Origin of the sequence: Pseudomonas sp. RG1, assembly GCF_025910115.1 — a bacterium.
Taxonomy (GTDB): domain Bacteria; phylum Pseudomonadota; class Gammaproteobacteria; order Pseudomonadales; family Pseudomonadaceae; genus Aquipseudomonas; species Aquipseudomonas atacamensis.
On the sequence record NZ_JAPCIK010000016.1, the window covers coordinates 79,545 to 94,209 of the forward strand.

Here is a 14,665-nt window from a genome sequence, read left to right on the forward strand (position 1 = left end):
AACCCTGCGCGCGACCGTCTATCCTAAAAGTGCATGCCACTATTCTGGAGCGACACCATGGGTTCCACGTTCAACGGTCTGATTGGCCTGATCATCCTTGCCCTCGACATCTGGGCCATCATCAACGTACTGAAAAGCGGCGCCTCCACCGGAATGAAAATCGTCTGGGTGTTGCTGATCATCCTCCTGCCGGTGCTGGGCCTGATCATCTGGGCGATTGCCGGGCCACGGGGCAACGTCCGGATCTGATCTGATTTTCGATCACACGGTCATCCCTGTGGGAGCGAGCCTGCTCGCGAAGACGTTGGGTCAGTCGCCATCACCGGCAACTGATGCTGCGCTTTCGCGAGCAGGCTCGCTCCCACAGTGGTTTGCGCTGGTAAAAAACAACCGGAGGTTCGACCTGTCATCTTCGGCAACGTAGAATGCGCGCCTTTCCCGGGCAATCGTCCCCACGATGGCGCCCGCGCATTTATCGGAGCACTTGACCATGACCGTCACCAAGACCAGCGAGTACCTGGAAACCCTCTACGAAGGCTACGGCCAGCGTTTTCGCATGGAAAAACTGCTGCACGAAGTGCGCACCGAACACCAGCACCTGGTGATCTTCCAGAACCCGCGCATGGGCCGGGTCATGGCGCTGGACGGCGTGATCCAGACCACCGAAGCCGACGAATTCATCTACCACGAGATGCTCACTCACGTGCCAATCCTCGCCCATGGCACTGCCAAGCGCGTGCTGATCATCGGCGGTGGTGACGGCGGCATGCTGCGCGAAGTGACCAAGCACGCCGGCGTCGAGCACATCACCATGGTTGAAATCGACGGCACCGTGGTCGACATGTGCAAGGAATTCCTGCCGAACCATTCCGCCGGAGCCTACGATGATCCGCGCCTGAACCTGGTGATCGATGACGGCATGCGTTTCGTCGCCACCACCACTGAAAAATTCGACGTGATCATCTCCGACTCCACCGACCCGATCGGCCCGGGCGAAGTGCTGTTCTCCGAGAACTTCTACCAGGCATGCCACCGCTGCCTGAACGAAGGCGGCATTCTCGTCACTCAGAACGGCACGCCGTTCATGCAGATCGACGAAGTCAAAACCACCGCCGGTCGCCTGCGCAGCCTGTTCCCGGACTGGCATTTCTATCAGGCCGCCGTGCCGACCTACATCGGCGGTTCGATGACCTTCGCCTGGGGCTCGACCAACCCGGCCTACCGCAAGCTCAGCCGTGAAACCCTGCAACAGCGCTTCATCGGCAGCGGCATCGTCACCCGCTACTACAACCCGGAAATCCACATCGGCGCGTTCGCCTTGCCGCAATACGTGCTGCAAGCGGTCAACAAGCCGAGCAACGACTGATCACGCTGACGTCGCTCTACAAGGGAGCTTGTGTGGTGAGGGGATTTATCCCCGTTGGGATGCGCAGCATCCCTGAACCGGCCTGCGCGGTGTCTCCGTCAAACCGCAATGGACGGTCTTACGACTGCTGCGCAGCCGGACGGGGATAAATCCCCTCGCCACAGAGTCCGACCTATCTATCGGATGGTTATTTTCACCGTCGTCGGCAGTAATCCTTTTGAACCAACTATCGCGGAAAAAAGTCGAGATAGAGGTAAGCCCATTTACGGGTTGATCGAGGAGGCACTGATGCAAAAGTGGAAAGTCACTTTCGTGGATGATCACGGTGAAATTGTCGATGAAGTCTTCGAACGTGAGGAATGCCCGTCCGATGATGAAGCCGCACGGCTCGTCAAAGAGCGGCTTCTTCCGGTCGCCGCCAAGCTGGATCTCAACGATCTGGAAGGGCGCACCGCCGATGCCGGGGTGAAAAACCTCAAGACCCAGAACGGCATCGAAATCCGCAGCATCACCCCTGTCTGAACACTTCCTGTCATCTCGTAAACCAGGCCTTGGCAGCGGCGCTCTCTTGGGGCTACTCTGCAAGCGAGATCAGCGAATGGATCGCTAAGGTCTGGTCTTGTCAGCTACATGCTTGTTTCCCGCGCGCAACCACGTTGCCGTAGTACTTAGGCCAAAAGGCCCGGGGCGGGAATACGGAAAGTCTATCCATCAATCGAGGGGGACGATTCATGAGCACAGCCTATCAAGAAGACATCAGCAGCAACGTTCTGCGCCGCATGAAAGAAGGCGGTTTCGATTTTTCCCGGTTCCATCCCATCGAGTTCTACGCGATTTTCCCGGACGAGGAGCGGGCGCGCAGGGCAGCAGGCAAATTTCGTGGTGAATCCATCAATGCCCAGGTCAGTGCGCGCGACGACGGCGCCTGGTCGCTGGAATTGAGCAAAGTGATGTACGCAACCTATGACGACATCGGCGATTTCGAGCAAGGCTTTTCAGCCGTGGTCGAACCGCTGGGCGGCATTATCGAGGGTTGGGGCGTGAAGCAGGAGGTGCGCAATCGTTACCGGTTGAATTGATATTGCGCATTGTCTGTCGGGCAACGGCTGACCTTCGGGTCGGCCGTTGTCGTTTCTGGCTCTGCACATCGCAGTGGCAAAACCCTGAAACAAGAATCCAGGACAAAAAAAAGCCACCGGAGAGGGTGGCTAAAAGGGAAGACGGGTATGCAATAAAGTCCTGTCGGGACGGGGCTGCCAAGGCAGTTCAGATCAGTTGAGCTGTCTACTTCGCGGCGGCGTGCCGGGGAAGTTTTGCAGCGAATGCGCGGATTATCCGTAGTCGTGGCCGGGCAGTGAAATCAACTCTGACTATGCTGGTGATAGGCGATGCAGTGCGTCGCAATGAAGCGGGGGCAATCGGGCCGGGGCATTTGCCGCACAGGAATGGTGCGCAGCCTTCGGCGTGGATCTACAACCGATTGAAATCAAAGCGTTTATGCCGATGGCACGGGCCTTGCGAAGGCCTGTATGTCCGGAGTGACAAGGAGTACGGCATGATCCGCACCTATTTTGACGAGATGTACGATGCCGGCGGCCTGGTTCGCCCGCATTACCGGGAATTTGCCCGCTGGCTGGCCGAGACGCCCGACGAGCTGCTCGCGCAGCGCCGCCGCGAGGCCGATCTGCTGTTCCACCGTGCCGGGATCACCTTCACGCTCTATGGCGACGAGCAGGGCACCGAGCGCCTGATTCCGTTCGACACCATTCCCCGCAGCATTCCGGCCAGTGAATGGCGGATTGTCGAGCGCGGCTGCATCCAGCGGGTCAAAGCGTTGAACATGTTTCTCGCCGACCTCTACCACGAGCAGCGCATCATCAAGGCCGGGATCATTCCCGCCGAACAGGTGCTGGCCAACGAGCAATACCAATTGGCGATGCAAGGTCTGGATCTGCACCGCGATATCTATTCGCACATCTCCGGCGTCGATCTGGTGCGCGATGGCGATGGCACTTATTACGTTCTCGAAGACAACCTGCGCACACCCAGCGGCGTCAGCTACATGCTCGAGGACCGCAAGATGATGATGCGCCTGTTCCCCGAACTGTTCTCCGCCCAGCGCATCGCCCCGATCGATCACTATCCCAATCTGCTGCTCGACACCCTGAAAAGCTCAAGCCCGATCGACAACCCGAGCGTGGTGGTGTTGACGCCGGGACGCTTCAATAGCGCGTTCTTCGAACATGCGTTTCTGGCGCGGGAGATGGGCGTGGAACTGGTCGAAGGTGCGGATCTGTTCGTGCGTGACGACAAAGTCTTCATGCGCACCACTGACGGCCCGAAAGCGGTCGACGTGATCTACCGCCGGCTCGACGACGCCTTCCTCGACCCGCTGGCATTCAACCCGGACTCAATGCTCGGCGTGCCGGGGCTGCTGTCCTCCTACCGTTCCGGCAACGTGGTGCTGGCGAATGCCATCGGCACCGGAGTGGCGGACGATAAATCGGTGTATCCGTTTGTCACCGATATGATCCGCTTCTACCTTGACGAAGAACCGATTCTGAAAAACGTGCCGACCTGGCAGTGCCGCAACCCGTCCGAGCTGTCCCACGTGCTGGCCAATCTTCCGGAACTGGTGGTCAAGGAAACCCAAGGCTCCGGCGGTTACGGGATGCTGGTCGGGCCGGCCGCGACGACGGCGGAAATCGATGCCTTTCGTGAGCGCATCAAAGCCAAACCCCATGCCTACATCGCGCAGCCGACGCTATCGCTGTCGACCTGTCCGACCTTTGTCGAAAACGGCATTGCACCGCGCCATATCGATTTGCGTCCGTTTGTCTTGTCCGGTCGCGAAACCCGTGTGGTGCCTGGCGGTTTGACCCGTGTCGCGTTGCGTGAAGGCTCCCTGGTGGTGAATTCCTCCCAGGGCGGCGGCACCAAGGACACCTGGGTAGTCGAGGATTGAAGGAAGCTTGCCATGTTAAGTAGAACTGCCTCGGATCTGTACTGGATGTCGCGTTACCTGGAGCGTGCGGAGAATCTCGCGCGCATGCTCGACATCAGTTATTCGCTGTCGCTGATGCCGCAGGACGGGCGCGGCGACGGTCTGCACGAACTCGCCATGCCGTTGCTGATCACCGGCACCCTGGACGATTACCTTGAACGCCACGGCGACCTGCACGCAGAGCGCCTGCTGCATTTCTTCGCACTGGATGCGGCCAACCCGGCCAGTATCTACAGCTGCCTTGGTGCAGCGCGAGCCAGTGCTCATGCGGTACGCGGGCGAATCACTGCGGACATGTGGGAAAACATCAACGCGACCTGGCTGGAAATTCGCGGCATCGCCGAACAGGGACTGAGTCGTTATGGCATGAGCCGGTTTTGCGAATGGATCAAGGAACGTTCGCACCTGTTTCGTGGCGCCTCATACGGCACGATCATGCGCAACGACGCGTTTCGCTTTATTCGTCTGGGCACGTTTATCGAGCGCGCGGACAACACGCTGCGCCTGCTCGATGCCCGTTACGAAATGGCCGGCGATCAGGCCGAAGCAGTCAGCGACGGCACGGCGCACGCCTATTACCAATGGAGTGCGCTGCTGCGCGCCTTGTCCTCATTCGAGGCCTACACCGAAATCTACCGCGACGCGCCCGGCGCCCGGCATGTCGCCGAACTGCTGCTGTTGCGCGCCGACGTGCCGCGTTCGCTGCGTGCCTGTACCGAAGAAATCGACCAGATCCTCGCGCAACTGCCAGGCGCCAACGGCCGACCGGCACAACGCCTGGCGGCGGAAATGGACGCGCGCCTGCGCTACACCGGCATCAACGAAATCCTCGAAGAAGGCCTGCACGCCTGGCTGACCGAATTCATCCCGCTGGTGCGCCAGTTGGGCAACGCCATTCACAGTTCCTACCTGGAGGCTGCATGAGACTTTCCATAAGCCACGAGACCACCTATCACTACGAAGATCAGGTGCGCGCGAGCATCCAGTACCTGCGCCTTACGCCCCACGACAGCGAGCGCCAGCATGTCCTCAGTTGGCAACTCGACCTGCCGCGTCCGGTGCGTGCGCAGCTCGATCCGTTCGGCAACATCCTGCATGTGCTGACCATGGACGAGCCGCACGAAGCGATCATCATCGGCGCCCGTGGTCAGGTCGATATCGATGAATTGCGCGAGGCCGAACATGAGAGCCAGTCGGCGCTGCCGTTCCTGCGCTTCACGCGCCTGACCGAAGCCGATGAAGCCTTGCGCGAATTTGCCGCGAAGAACTGCAAGCAACGGCGTGATCGCACCGCGCTGATCGACTTGATGCATGGTTTGAATCAGCACATGACCTACACGCCGGGCTCAACCGAAGTCGACACCAGCGCCGCCGAAGCTTTCGCCGGTCGCGCCGGTGTTTGTCAGGATCATACCCATGCGTTTCTCGCCTGCGCCCGCAGCCTCGGCGTGCCGTCGCGTTACGTGTCGGGTTATCTGTACAGCGAAGATTGCGAGCATCTGGCCAGTCATGCCTGGGCAGAAGCGTGGCTGGACGACGCGTGGTACAGCTTCGACGTGACCAACCAACTGGCGCGCCCGGAGCGACACCTGAAGCTGGCGGTCGGCCTGGATTATCTCGATGCCTGCCCGGTCCGTGGCATGCGCCGGGGCGGCGGCTGTGAGCAGATGCATGCGAAGGTGTTCGTCTCGCCGACGCCGGTTATTTCCGTGCAGCAACAATAGATTCGGGATACCGCTATCGCTGGCAAGCCAGCTCCCACAGGATGACCGGTGATTCGAACTCTGCGCATACCCTGTGGGAGCTGGCTTGCCAGCGAAGAGGCCAGTAATAACACCCTAAGGCTTACGGCTTGGCTTTGCGGCCGGCCATGTGCTTGAGATAGCCCACCAGCATTTCCAGGTCTCCATCCGGCAACACCTGCGCGGAAAACCCCGGCATCTTCGCCTGCGGCCACTGACGCAAACTCTGCGGATCGCGGATGTAGCGCTTCAAGAAATCCGCCCCAAAATACTCGGTCGGGCTATACGGAATATTCAGATCCGGACCGAACTGCGCGTCTCCGGCACCATTCAACCGGTGACAGGCCAGACAGTTTTTCTGAAACAGGGCAAAACCCTTGTTCACCGGATCATCGGCCTTCAAGGCAGGATCGGGCAGCAGGGCAGGAAAGCGTTGGGCCACCGGAGCCATCAGCTTGATGCTGGCGACTTCGAACGGCCACTGTTCGGGGCTGATATTACCTGCCTGCGGATCGGTCCAGACCAGATAGAACGGCCCGGCGCTGTGCTTGCCGGCAGACAGCGGTGGCCACGGCCGCGCCGGGTCCTCGATTGCCAGCCATGCGCGTGCGCCGTCCTTGTTCAGCAAGGGCGCGGCGGCCAACTCTGCGGCAAAGCCATCCAGCGCCACCGCCTGCAAGTGATCCTCCGGCTTGACCCCCGTCAGCAATGCGGCCAGCGGCACCGCCTGATAGGTCATGTCCTTCTTGTAGGAAACATCATTGTTGATCGCGAGCGTTTGCAGCTGAGGATGCTTGAGCAGCTCTTCGGTCTGCCAGGTGCGGCTGTTTGCGCCCAACTGCAGATCCAGTTGTGCGGCAGACAAGGGCAAGCTCAGCAGCAAGGCACCGAGCGCAATGAGCGTTTTCAAATGATCGCCGTCCATGTCGTGGGAGTGCGCAAAGGTTGGCACAACCGCGCTGGCCCGGGTAGCGGGCCAGTCACATTTTCAGTGGCGATATACAGCACGCGACGTTTGAATCAGCCGATGACCTTGGTCAGATTCGGCAAGATCAACAACAGCGTCGTGGCGAAAAGAATGAGTCCTGCTTGACGTACTTTCGGTTGTTTGAACATGGCTTGACCGCCTTTATTGTTATTTCCTGATGCATGCCTGACTGCATATCCCTGACGGCACGCGTTGCACTTCCTGTTGGAGGACGCCCGTCTCGGCAAAACCCGACGACGATGGCGTACATCTTCACCTTAGAGCCCGCGTCTGCCTTCGCTTAGATCCATTTCATATGGAGTTCTTTGCAAAAGCTCTTAAAACGGCATGAGGCGTATTGCCAGCTTCTTTGCCGCCCGCTGGCTAGACAACTCGGTGACCTGAACCGGTTCACCTGATGTCGGATGACCGTCCGTCTGAGCGTGTGCGTCAAGCGCTTTGAGCAATGTGGTCATTGCTTGCCAGTCGGCGCAGGGCGAAAGTGAAGTGACAATAAATCAGGTTCGAGGACGTCATGACTGAAGCTTTGATTTTCGATGCGTTGCGCACCCCGCGTGGCAAAGGCAAGGCCGATGGCGCGCTGCACAGCGTGAAGCCGGTCAACCTGGTGGCCGGTTTGCTGAGCGCCTTGCAGGCGCGCACCGCGCTGGACACCAGTCAGGTCGATGATGTCGTCCTCGGCTGCGTCACGCCGATCGGCGATCAAGGCTCGGACATCGCCAAGACGGCGGTGCAAGTGGCCGACTGGGACGTCTGCGTCGCCGGTGTGCAGATCAACCGTTTCTGCGCTTCCGGTCTGGAAGCCGTCAATCTTGGCGCGATGAAAGTGCGCTCGGGCTTCGAGGATCTGGTGGTGGTTGGCGGCGTCGAGTCGATGTCGCGGGTGCCAATGGGCAGCGATGGCGGCGCCTGGGCGCTGGACCCGCAGACCAACCTGCACAGCCATTTCACCCCGCAAGGTGTTGGCGCCGATCTCATCGCTACCCTCGAAGGCTTCAGCCGGCAGGACGTCGATGCCTACGCGCTGCACTCGCAGCAAAAAGCCGCACGAGCGCGGGCCGACGGCTCCTTCAACAAGTCGCTGGTGCCAGTGCAGGATCAGAACGGCATCATCCTGCTTGATCACGATGAGTTCATCCGCGCCGAATCGACCCTCGAAGGCCTGGGCAAGCTCAAGCCAAGTTTCGAAATGATCGGGCAGATGGGCTTTGACGCCACGGCGCTGCGGGTCTACAGCCATGTCGAGCGGATCAACCATGTGCACACGCCGGGCAACAGTTCCGGCATTGTCGACGGTGCGGCGCTGATGCTCATCGGCTCCGAAGCCAAGGGCCGCGCGCTGGGGCTGCAGCCACGCGCGCGTATCGTCGCCACGGCCGTCACCAGCACAGATCCGACCATCATGCTCACCGGCCCGGCGCCGGCGACTCGCAAAGCGCTGGCCAAGGCCGGACTGCGCGTGCAGGACATCGATCTGTTCGAGGTCAACGAAGCGTTTGCTTCGGTGGTGTTGAAATTCATCAAGGACATGGCCGTCGATCCCGGCAAGGTCAACGTCAACGGCGGCTCGATCGCCATGGGCCACCCGCTGGGCGCCACCGGTTGCGCGATCCTCGGCACCCTGCTTGATGAACTGGAAGCGCGGCATCTGCGCTACGGCCTGGCGACGCTGTGTGTCGGCGGCGGCATGGGCATTGCCACCATCATCGAACGCCTCTGAGCCCCGACTTCAAGGAACCCTGTTATGAGCGAAGCCATTCGTTACGAAAAAGGCCAGGACGGTATCGTCGTGCTGACCATGGATATGCCGGGCCAGAGCGCCAACACCATGAACGCCGTGTACCGCGAGGCCATGGCCGCTTGCGTTGCCCGCTTGCTGGCCGAGAAAGACAGCATTGCCGGAGTGATCATCACCTCGGCGAAGAAAACCTTTTTTGCCGGCGGCGACCTCAATGAACTGATCAAGGTCGGCAAGCCCGAAGCCAAAGCTTTCTACGACATGGTGCTGACCCTCAAGGCGCAATTGCGCAGCCTGGAAACCCTCGGCAAACCGGTGGTCGCGGCGATCAACGGCGCTGCGCTGGGCGGCGGCTGGGAGATCTGTCTGGCCTGTCACCACCGCATTGGTGTTGATGACGCCTCGGTGCAACTCGGTCTACCGGAAGTGACCTTGGGTCTTTTGCCGGGCGGCGGCGGGGTGGTGCGCATGGTGCGCATGCTCGGCATCGAAAAAGCCCTGCCGTACTTGCTTGAAGGCAAAAAAGTGCGCCCGCAACAGGCGTTGCAGGCCGGGCTGATTGATGAATTGGCAGCGGATCGCGATGAGCTGCTGGCCAAGGCGCGCGCCTGGATTCTCGCCAATCCGGCGGCAGTGCAGCGCTGGGACGTCAAGGGTTACCAGATTCCCGGCGGTACGCCATCGAACCCGAAAGTGGCGCAGATGCTGGCGATTGCGCCGTCGATCCTGCGCGCGAAAACCCAAGGCACTCTGCCGGCGCCGGAGAAGATTCTGTGCGCGGCGGTGGAGGGCGCTCAGGTCGATTTCGACACCGCGCACCTGATCGAAACCCGCTACTTCACCGAGCTGACGACCGGGCAAATCTCGAAAAACCTGATCGGTACGTTCTGGTTCCAGTTGAACGAGATCAACGCCGGCGGTTCAAGACCGCAAGGTTTTGCGCCCTATAAAACCCGCAAAGTCGGTGTGCTCGGCGCCGGAATGATGGGCGCAGGCATCGCGTTCGTCAGCGCCTCGGCCGGTATCGACGTCGTCCTCAAGGACATCAACCTTGCCGCTGCCGAGAAGGGCAAAGCGCATTCCGCAGCGCTACTGGACAAGAAAGTTGCCCGTGGCCAAATGACTGCCGAACAGCGTGAAGCGGTGCTGGCGCGAATCGTTGCGAGCGAAAGTGATGCCGATCTGGCCGGTTGCGATCTGATCATCGAAGCGGTGTTCGAGGATCGCCAACTCAAAGCCAGGGTGTCCGCCGCCGCGCAACAGGTGGTGGGCGGCGAAGCGGTGATTGCTTCCAATACGTCGACGCTGCCGATCACCGGTCTGGCGACGGCGGTGGCCGATCAAAGCAAATTCATCGGCCTGCATTTCTTCAGTCCGGTAGAAAAAATGCCGCTGGTGGAAATCGTCAAAGGTGCGCAGACCAGCGCCGAAACTCTCGCTCGCGGTTTCGATTTCGTGCTGCAAATCAAGAAAACTCCGATCGTGGTCAACGACAGTCGCGGCTTCTTTACCTCGCGGGTGTTCGGCACGTTCACCAACGAAGGCATTGCCATGCTCGGCGAGGGCGTCAGTGCGCCGATGATCGAGACCGAAGCGCGCAAGGCCGGGATGCCGGTCGGGCCTCTGGCAATCTCCGACGAAGTTTCCCTCAGCCTGATGAGCCATATCCGTCAACAGACGGCCAAGGACCTACAGGCTGAAGGGAAACCGCTGATTGAGCACCCGGCCTTTGCCGTGATTGACTTGATGCTCAATGAATTCAAGCGACCGGGTAAAGCTGCCGGAGGCGGTTTTTATGAGTATCCAGCCGGTGCCCAGAAGCATTTATGGCCGGAGCTGAAAACGCGCTTCGAGAAGGCAGACGGACAGATCTCTGCGAAGGATGTGCGTGATCGGCTGTTGTTTGTGCAGGCCATCGAAACCGTGCGCTGTGTGGAGGAGGGCGTGCTGACCTCGACGGCGGATGCCAACGTCGGCTCGATCTTCGGCATCGGTTTCGCCGCGTGGACCGGCGGGGCGCTGCAGTTCATCAACCAGTATGGCCTGAAGGACTTCATCGCCCGCGCGCAGTATCTGGCCGAGCAGTACGGCGAGCGCTTTACTCCGCCAGCGCTGCTGCTGGACAAAGCGGCGAAAGGTGAAATGTTCTAAGGCCAGCGAGCATTTCGGGGCTTGCCTTGGCCACGTGTTTCAAGGCAGGCTCTGGGGTGTTCATTATTCCCATCACGTGTCAGGTATTTTTTATGTCGCTGCGCATCTGCATTCTCGAAACCGACATCCTGCGGCCCGAACTGATTGACCAATATCAGGGCTATGGGCAGATGTTCCAGCGCCTGTTCTCGCAGCAACCGATTGCCGCTGAGTTCACTGTCTATAACGTGGTGAAAGGGGATTACCCAAGTGACGATGAGACTTTCGACGCGTACCTGGTCACTGGCAGCAAGGCCGATTCGTTCGGCACTGACCCGTGGATCCAGACCCTCAAGACCTATCTTCTGAATCGCTACGAACGCGGCGACAAATTGCTCGGCGTGTGCTTCGGCCATCAATTGCTGGCGCTACTGCTTGGTGGCAAGAGTGAGCGGGCCTCCCAAGGCTGGGGGGTCGGCACTCACAGCTATCAGCTGGCAGCCAAGGCGCCGTGGATGAGCCCGGTGCGCGAAGAGCTGACACTGCTGATCAGCCACCAGGACCAGGTCACCGAACTACCGGAAAACGCCACGGTCATCGCCTCCAGCGATTTCTGCCCGTTCGCGGCTTATCACATCAACGATCAAGTGCTGTGCTTCCAGGGCCACCCGGAATTCATTCACGATTACTCGCGCGCGCTGCTCGATCTGCGCCAGGAAGCGCTGGGTTCGCAGATCTACAGCAAGGGTGTGGCAAGTCTTGAGCAGGAGCACCACGGCGCTACGGTTGCGGAGTGGATGATGCGCTTCGTGGCGCACAAACCGGAAGCGGCTCAACGCTAAAAGGGTCTGCTTCCACAATCCCTGTGGGAGCGAGCCTGCTCGCGAATATCCGGGGCAACGCGGTCCCGGCTACAGCCACCCGGACCGCTTGAAACTCGCCCACAAACTCACACACCCCACCGCAATAAACCCCAGCACTGCAAAATAACCGTAATGCCAGGTCAATTCCGGCATGTTCTGGAAATTCATCCCGTAAATTCCCGCCACCGCTGTCGGGAACGCCAGAATCGCCGCCCACGCTGCAAACTTGCGCTGCACCACGCTCTGCCGTGATGCCTCGAGCAACACGCCAATCTCGATGGTCTGGCTGGCAATGTCGGCCAGCGTGCTCAGATCTTCCATTTGCCGCGTCACGTGAATCTGCACATCGCGAAAGTACGGACGCATGTTCTTGTCGATGAACGGGAAACTGAGCTTTTGCAGCTCTTCGCCGATTTCCACCATCGGCGCCGCATATCGACGCAAGCGCACCACATCACGGCGCAAACCGTGCAGCTTCTGGATGTCACGCTCGTTGAGGGCGCTACACAAGACGTTGCGCTCCAGCTCATCGATCTCGGCGTGGATCGCTTCGCCCACCGGCTGATAGTTCTCGATAACGAAATCGAGCAGCGCATACAGGACGAAATCTTCCCCGTGCTCGAGCAACAAAGGGCGCGCTTCACAGCGTTGCCGCACATAGGCGTACGACGCGGAATGGCCGTTTCGTGCAGTGATGATGTAACCCCTGCCGGCGAAGATGTGCGTTTCGATAAATTGCAAGACGCCGTTTTCGCGAACCGGTGAGTAGGTGACGATAAACAGAGCGTCACCAAAGGTTTCCAGTTTCGGTCGGCTGTGTTTTTCCAGCGCGTCTTCGATGGCCAGTTCATGCAAGTTGAACTGACGTTGCAGGTTGGATAATTCCTGTGCGTCCGGTTCTTCCAGGCCGATCCACACGAAGTGGCCGGGTTTGGCCGCCCAGGCAGCACCTTCGTCCAGCGCAATATTGGTGACTTTCTTACCCTCGCTGTACACCGCAGCAGCAACAACTCGACCCATGGTGGTGATTCACTTCTTCTTGGCAGATGGCAGGGAAACTAGGCTTCAGCTTAGCCGTGTCGCTGCTTGAGAGTCAGTGAAACTTCTACAGTTCACCCGGCAAAAGAAAACCCGCACAGGGCGGGTCTTGTTTCACGATGCTTGCAGTTGCCGATCCATCGATTCGATGCACTCGCGCATCTGCTCGCGGCATCGCTCGATCAGCATGGGCATGTCGTCCATGGTCAATCCGACTGTAGGAATCGCCGGCAAGGAACGTATGAGAACGTTGCCACTGCGCCAGCGATTCAGGCGCATGTGCTTTATATAGCTGCTCACGCACACCGGAACGATCGGCACGCCGGCGGCAATCGCCATCTGGAACGCGCCTTTCTTGAACGGCAACAAATCTTCACCGAGGTTGCGGGTGCCTTCCGGAAACACCCAGATCGAGGTGTCTTCATTCTGCAAGGTGTGGGTGGTCGTCAGCATCGACTGCCGCGCCTTGTGCGCATTGCCACGGTCGATCAACACATTGCCGGCCGGCCAGCCAGAACAACTGGCCGAACAACGGCACCCACTTCAGGCTTTTCTTGCCGATACACACGGTGCGGCGGGGGACGACATTGCCGAATACGAACAGATCGTAGTTGGACTGATGGTTGGCAATGATCACGCAACTGTCGGGCTTGTTCATCAAGCCGTTGACCTCGGACCTGACCCGCAAACGCAAGATACACATCGCCGGCAAAGCGTAGAGGCGGGCGCATAGTCGGCTGTTGTCCGGGTTGAACGGGCGGCACAGTCCAAGGATCACGCCGAGCACGCCGGCCAGAATAAAGTGCAGGCCCATCAACAACATACGAAACACAAACAGCATTTTTGCAGGCCCACCGGGACAAAAGGTGGCGCAGTGTACGGATGTGCACTGTTTTCGGCAATTGCCGCTATAGAGTCCGGAGATGGCCGATGTTTAAGCGCATGTTTCAGTCTTGCCTGTCAGGCGCGTCCTAGAGCTTTCCGCGAATCTTCGACGTATGACGTAAGAAAAAGCTCGACACGAGGGTCGGGCTTTTTCTTACCGGCAGATCCTGGACGAGTCAGCCCAGATGTTGCTGATCCTGCAGGATCGCGTCGTCGAGGGTTTCCAGCAGTTGCTTGCGCACTTTCAGCTTGGTGTTCTTGTGCGCGAGCATGTTGATCTTCTTCAACTGCCGCGCGGCAGCCAGCGCGGCGCCTTGCAATTCTTCGGCAGTGACGACTTTGTCGAAGAAGCCTGCATCAACGGCACTTTGCGGATCGAACATCTCGCCATTGATCACCGAACGATGGAAAGCCGAACGCCGCAAGCGATCGCGCGCCAGCTCGATACCAGCGTGGTGCATGGTCATGCCGATCTGCACTTCGTTCAGGCCGATGCTGAACGGCCCGTCGACACCGATGCGGTAATCGGCGGACAACAGCAGGAAAGCGCCCTTGGCCACAGCGTGCCCCGGGCAAGCAACGATCACCGGGAACGGGTGAGAGAGCAGGCGGCGGGCCAGGGTCGAACCGGCCGTCACCAGCGCAACGGCTTCTTTCGGGCCGGCGGTCATCACCTTCAGGTCATACCCGCCCGAGAGGATCCCCGGCTGCCCGGTAATGATCACCACGGCGCGATCCGCCACCGCCTGATCCAGCGCCGCGTTAAACGCCGCAATCACATCCGGAGAAATCGCGTTGACCTTGCCATTGTTCAGGGTCAGGGTCGCGATACCGTCTTCGAGGTGGTAGGCAATCAACTCGCTCATGACGCTATTCCTTATTAGAAAGATGGGCAGACGTTACCCACCGCC

The 14,665-nt window shown here is 59.6% G+C and carries 13 protein-coding genes and 1 pseudogene; 10 read left to right on the forward strand and 4 right to left on the reverse strand.

What is annotated here, in order from left to right; translation table 11 throughout:
- Positions 1-57: 57 nt before the first annotated feature.
- The 7 genes from OK411_RS09860 to OK411_RS09890 all read left to right on the forward strand — a co-directional run bounded on the left by OK411_RS09860 (position 58) and on the right by OK411_RS09890 (position 6,094).
- Positions 58-249 (forward strand): PLDc N-terminal domain-containing protein, encoded by a 192-nt coding sequence (locus OK411_RS09860; protein WP_016773784.1) that lies wholly within the window; start codon positions 58-60, stop codon positions 247-249.
- 241 nt (positions 250-490) lie between these two features.
- Positions 491-1,366, forward strand: coding sequence for a polyamine aminopropyltransferase (gene speE, locus OK411_RS09865; protein WP_016773785.1), 876 nt, complete (start codon positions 491-493; stop codon positions 1,364-1,366).
- A 288-nt stretch (positions 1,367-1,654) separates the two neighbouring features.
- Complete coding sequence (locus tag OK411_RS09870) at positions 1,655-1,888, forward strand: hypothetical protein (protein WP_024012230.1); 234 nt, start codon at positions 1,655-1,657, stop codon at positions 1,886-1,888.
- A gap of 209 nt (positions 1,889-2,097) precedes the next feature.
- Positions 2,098-2,445: a ribonuclease E inhibitor RraB gene (locus OK411_RS09875; RefSeq protein WP_003223226.1), complete on the forward strand. Its 348-nt coding sequence runs from the start codon at positions 2,098-2,100 to the stop codon at positions 2,443-2,445.
- A gap of 476 nt (positions 2,446-2,921) precedes the next feature.
- Entirely contained in the window at positions 2,922-4,331 is a 1,410-nt protein-coding gene (locus OK411_RS09880) for a circularly permuted type 2 ATP-grasp protein (protein WP_016773787.1), read from the forward strand.
- A 12-nt stretch (positions 4,332-4,343) separates the two neighbouring features.
- The gene (locus OK411_RS09885; RefSeq protein ID WP_016773788.1) at positions 4,344-5,294 is read left to right on the forward strand and encodes an alpha-E domain-containing protein; all 951 of its coding nucleotides are present in this window, start codon (positions 4,344-4,346) and stop codon (positions 5,292-5,294) included.
- The gene (locus OK411_RS09890) at positions 5,291-6,094 is read left to right on the forward strand and encodes a transglutaminase family protein (RefSeq protein ID WP_016773789.1); all 804 of its coding nucleotides are present in this window, start codon (positions 5,291-5,293) and stop codon (positions 6,092-6,094) included. Before OK411_RS09885 ends, OK411_RS09890 begins: the two co-directional genes overlap by 4 nt.
- 121 nt (positions 6,095-6,215) lie before the next feature.
- Here OK411_RS09890 and OK411_RS09895 read toward each other — a convergent pair whose 3' ends face one another.
- Positions 6,216-7,037 carry a c-type cytochrome gene (locus tag OK411_RS09895; RefSeq protein WP_264364826.1) on the reverse strand — a complete coding sequence of 274 codons (822 nt, stop codon included), beginning with the start codon at positions 7,035-7,037 and terminating at the stop codon, positions 6,216-6,218.
- A 577-nt stretch (positions 7,038-7,614) separates the two neighbouring features.
- Between OK411_RS09895 and OK411_RS09900 the strand changes: the two genes are divergently transcribed.
- The 3 genes from OK411_RS09900 (at position 7,615) to OK411_RS09910 (ending at position 11,810) form a co-directional block, all read left to right on the forward strand.
- Positions 7,615-8,820, forward strand: a complete 1,206-nt coding sequence (locus OK411_RS09900) for an acetyl-CoA C-acetyltransferase (RefSeq protein WP_130926306.1) — start codon at positions 7,615-7,617, stop codon at positions 8,818-8,820.
- A gap of 24 nt (positions 8,821-8,844) precedes the next feature.
- Complete coding sequence (locus OK411_RS09905; protein WP_264364801.1) at positions 8,845-10,989, forward strand: 3-hydroxyacyl-CoA dehydrogenase NAD-binding domain-containing protein; 2,145 nt, start codon at positions 8,845-8,847, stop codon at positions 10,987-10,989.
- A gap of 92 nt (positions 10,990-11,081) precedes the next feature.
- A complete protein-coding gene (locus OK411_RS09910) occupies positions 11,082-11,810 on the forward strand; it encodes an amidotransferase (protein WP_123443416.1) in 729 nt (242 codons plus the stop codon).
- 69 nt (positions 11,811-11,879) lie between these two features.
- Here the strand turns inward: OK411_RS09910 and OK411_RS09915 are convergent, their stop codons facing one another.
- The 3 genes and pseudogenes from OK411_RS09915 to OK411_RS09925 all read right to left on the reverse strand — a co-directional run bounded on the left by OK411_RS09915 (position 11,880) and on the right by OK411_RS09925 (position 14,620).
- Complete coding sequence (locus OK411_RS09915; RefSeq protein WP_016773794.1) at positions 11,880-12,851, reverse strand: magnesium and cobalt transport protein CorA; 972 nt, start codon at positions 12,849-12,851, stop codon at positions 11,880-11,882.
- Between the two features lie 132 nt (positions 12,852-12,983).
- A pseudogene (locus OK411_RS09920) lies at positions 12,984-13,710 on the reverse strand (lysophospholipid acyltransferase family protein).
- A gap of 220 nt (positions 13,711-13,930) precedes the next feature.
- Complete coding sequence (locus tag OK411_RS09925) at positions 13,931-14,620, reverse strand: crotonase/enoyl-CoA hydratase family protein (RefSeq protein WP_264364802.1); 690 nt, start codon at positions 14,618-14,620, stop codon at positions 13,931-13,933.
- Positions 14,621-14,665 lie beyond the last annotated feature (45 nt).

Excerpts from the sequence above, each read along its gene's own strand:
- OK411_RS09860 (WP_016773784.1), top strand. The coding sequence starts at position 58 with ATGGGTTCCACGTTCAACGGTCTGATTGGCCTGATCATCCTTGCCCTC.
- speE (WP_016773785.1), top strand. The coding sequence starts at position 491 with ATGACCGTCACCAAGACCAGCGAGTACCTGGAAACCCTCTACGAAGGC.
- OK411_RS09870 (WP_024012230.1), top strand. The coding sequence starts at position 1,655 with ATGCAAAAGTGGAAAGTCACTTTCGTGGATGATCACGGTGAAATTGTC.
- OK411_RS09875 (WP_003223226.1), top strand. The coding sequence starts at position 2,098 with ATGAGCACAGCCTATCAAGAAGACATCAGCAGCAACGTTCTGCGCCGC.
- OK411_RS09880 (WP_016773787.1), top strand. The coding sequence starts at position 2,922 with ATGATCCGCACCTATTTTGACGAGATGTACGATGCCGGCGGCCTGGTT.
- OK411_RS09885 (WP_016773788.1), top strand. The coding sequence starts at position 4,344 with ATGTTAAGTAGAACTGCCTCGGATCTGTACTGGATGTCGCGTTACCTG.
- OK411_RS09890 (WP_016773789.1), top strand. The coding sequence starts at position 5,291 with ATGAGACTTTCCATAAGCCACGAGACCACCTATCACTACGAAGATCAG.
- OK411_RS09895 (WP_264364826.1), bottom strand. The coding sequence starts at position 7,037 with ATGGACGGCGATCATTTGAAAACGCTCATTGCGCTCGGTGCCTTGCTG.
- OK411_RS09900 (WP_130926306.1), top strand. The coding sequence starts at position 7,615 with ATGACTGAAGCTTTGATTTTCGATGCGTTGCGCACCCCGCGTGGCAAA.
- OK411_RS09905 (WP_264364801.1), top strand. The coding sequence starts at position 8,845 with ATGAGCGAAGCCATTCGTTACGAAAAAGGCCAGGACGGTATCGTCGTG.
- OK411_RS09910 (WP_123443416.1), top strand. The coding sequence starts at position 11,082 with ATGTCGCTGCGCATCTGCATTCTCGAAACCGACATCCTGCGGCCCGAA.
- OK411_RS09915 (WP_016773794.1), bottom strand. The coding sequence starts at position 12,851 with ATGGGTCGAGTTGTTGCTGCTGCGGTGTACAGCGAGGGTAAGAAAGTC.
- OK411_RS09925 (WP_264364802.1), bottom strand. The coding sequence starts at position 14,620 with ATGAGCGAGTTGATTGCCTACCACCTCGAAGACGGTATCGCGACCCTG.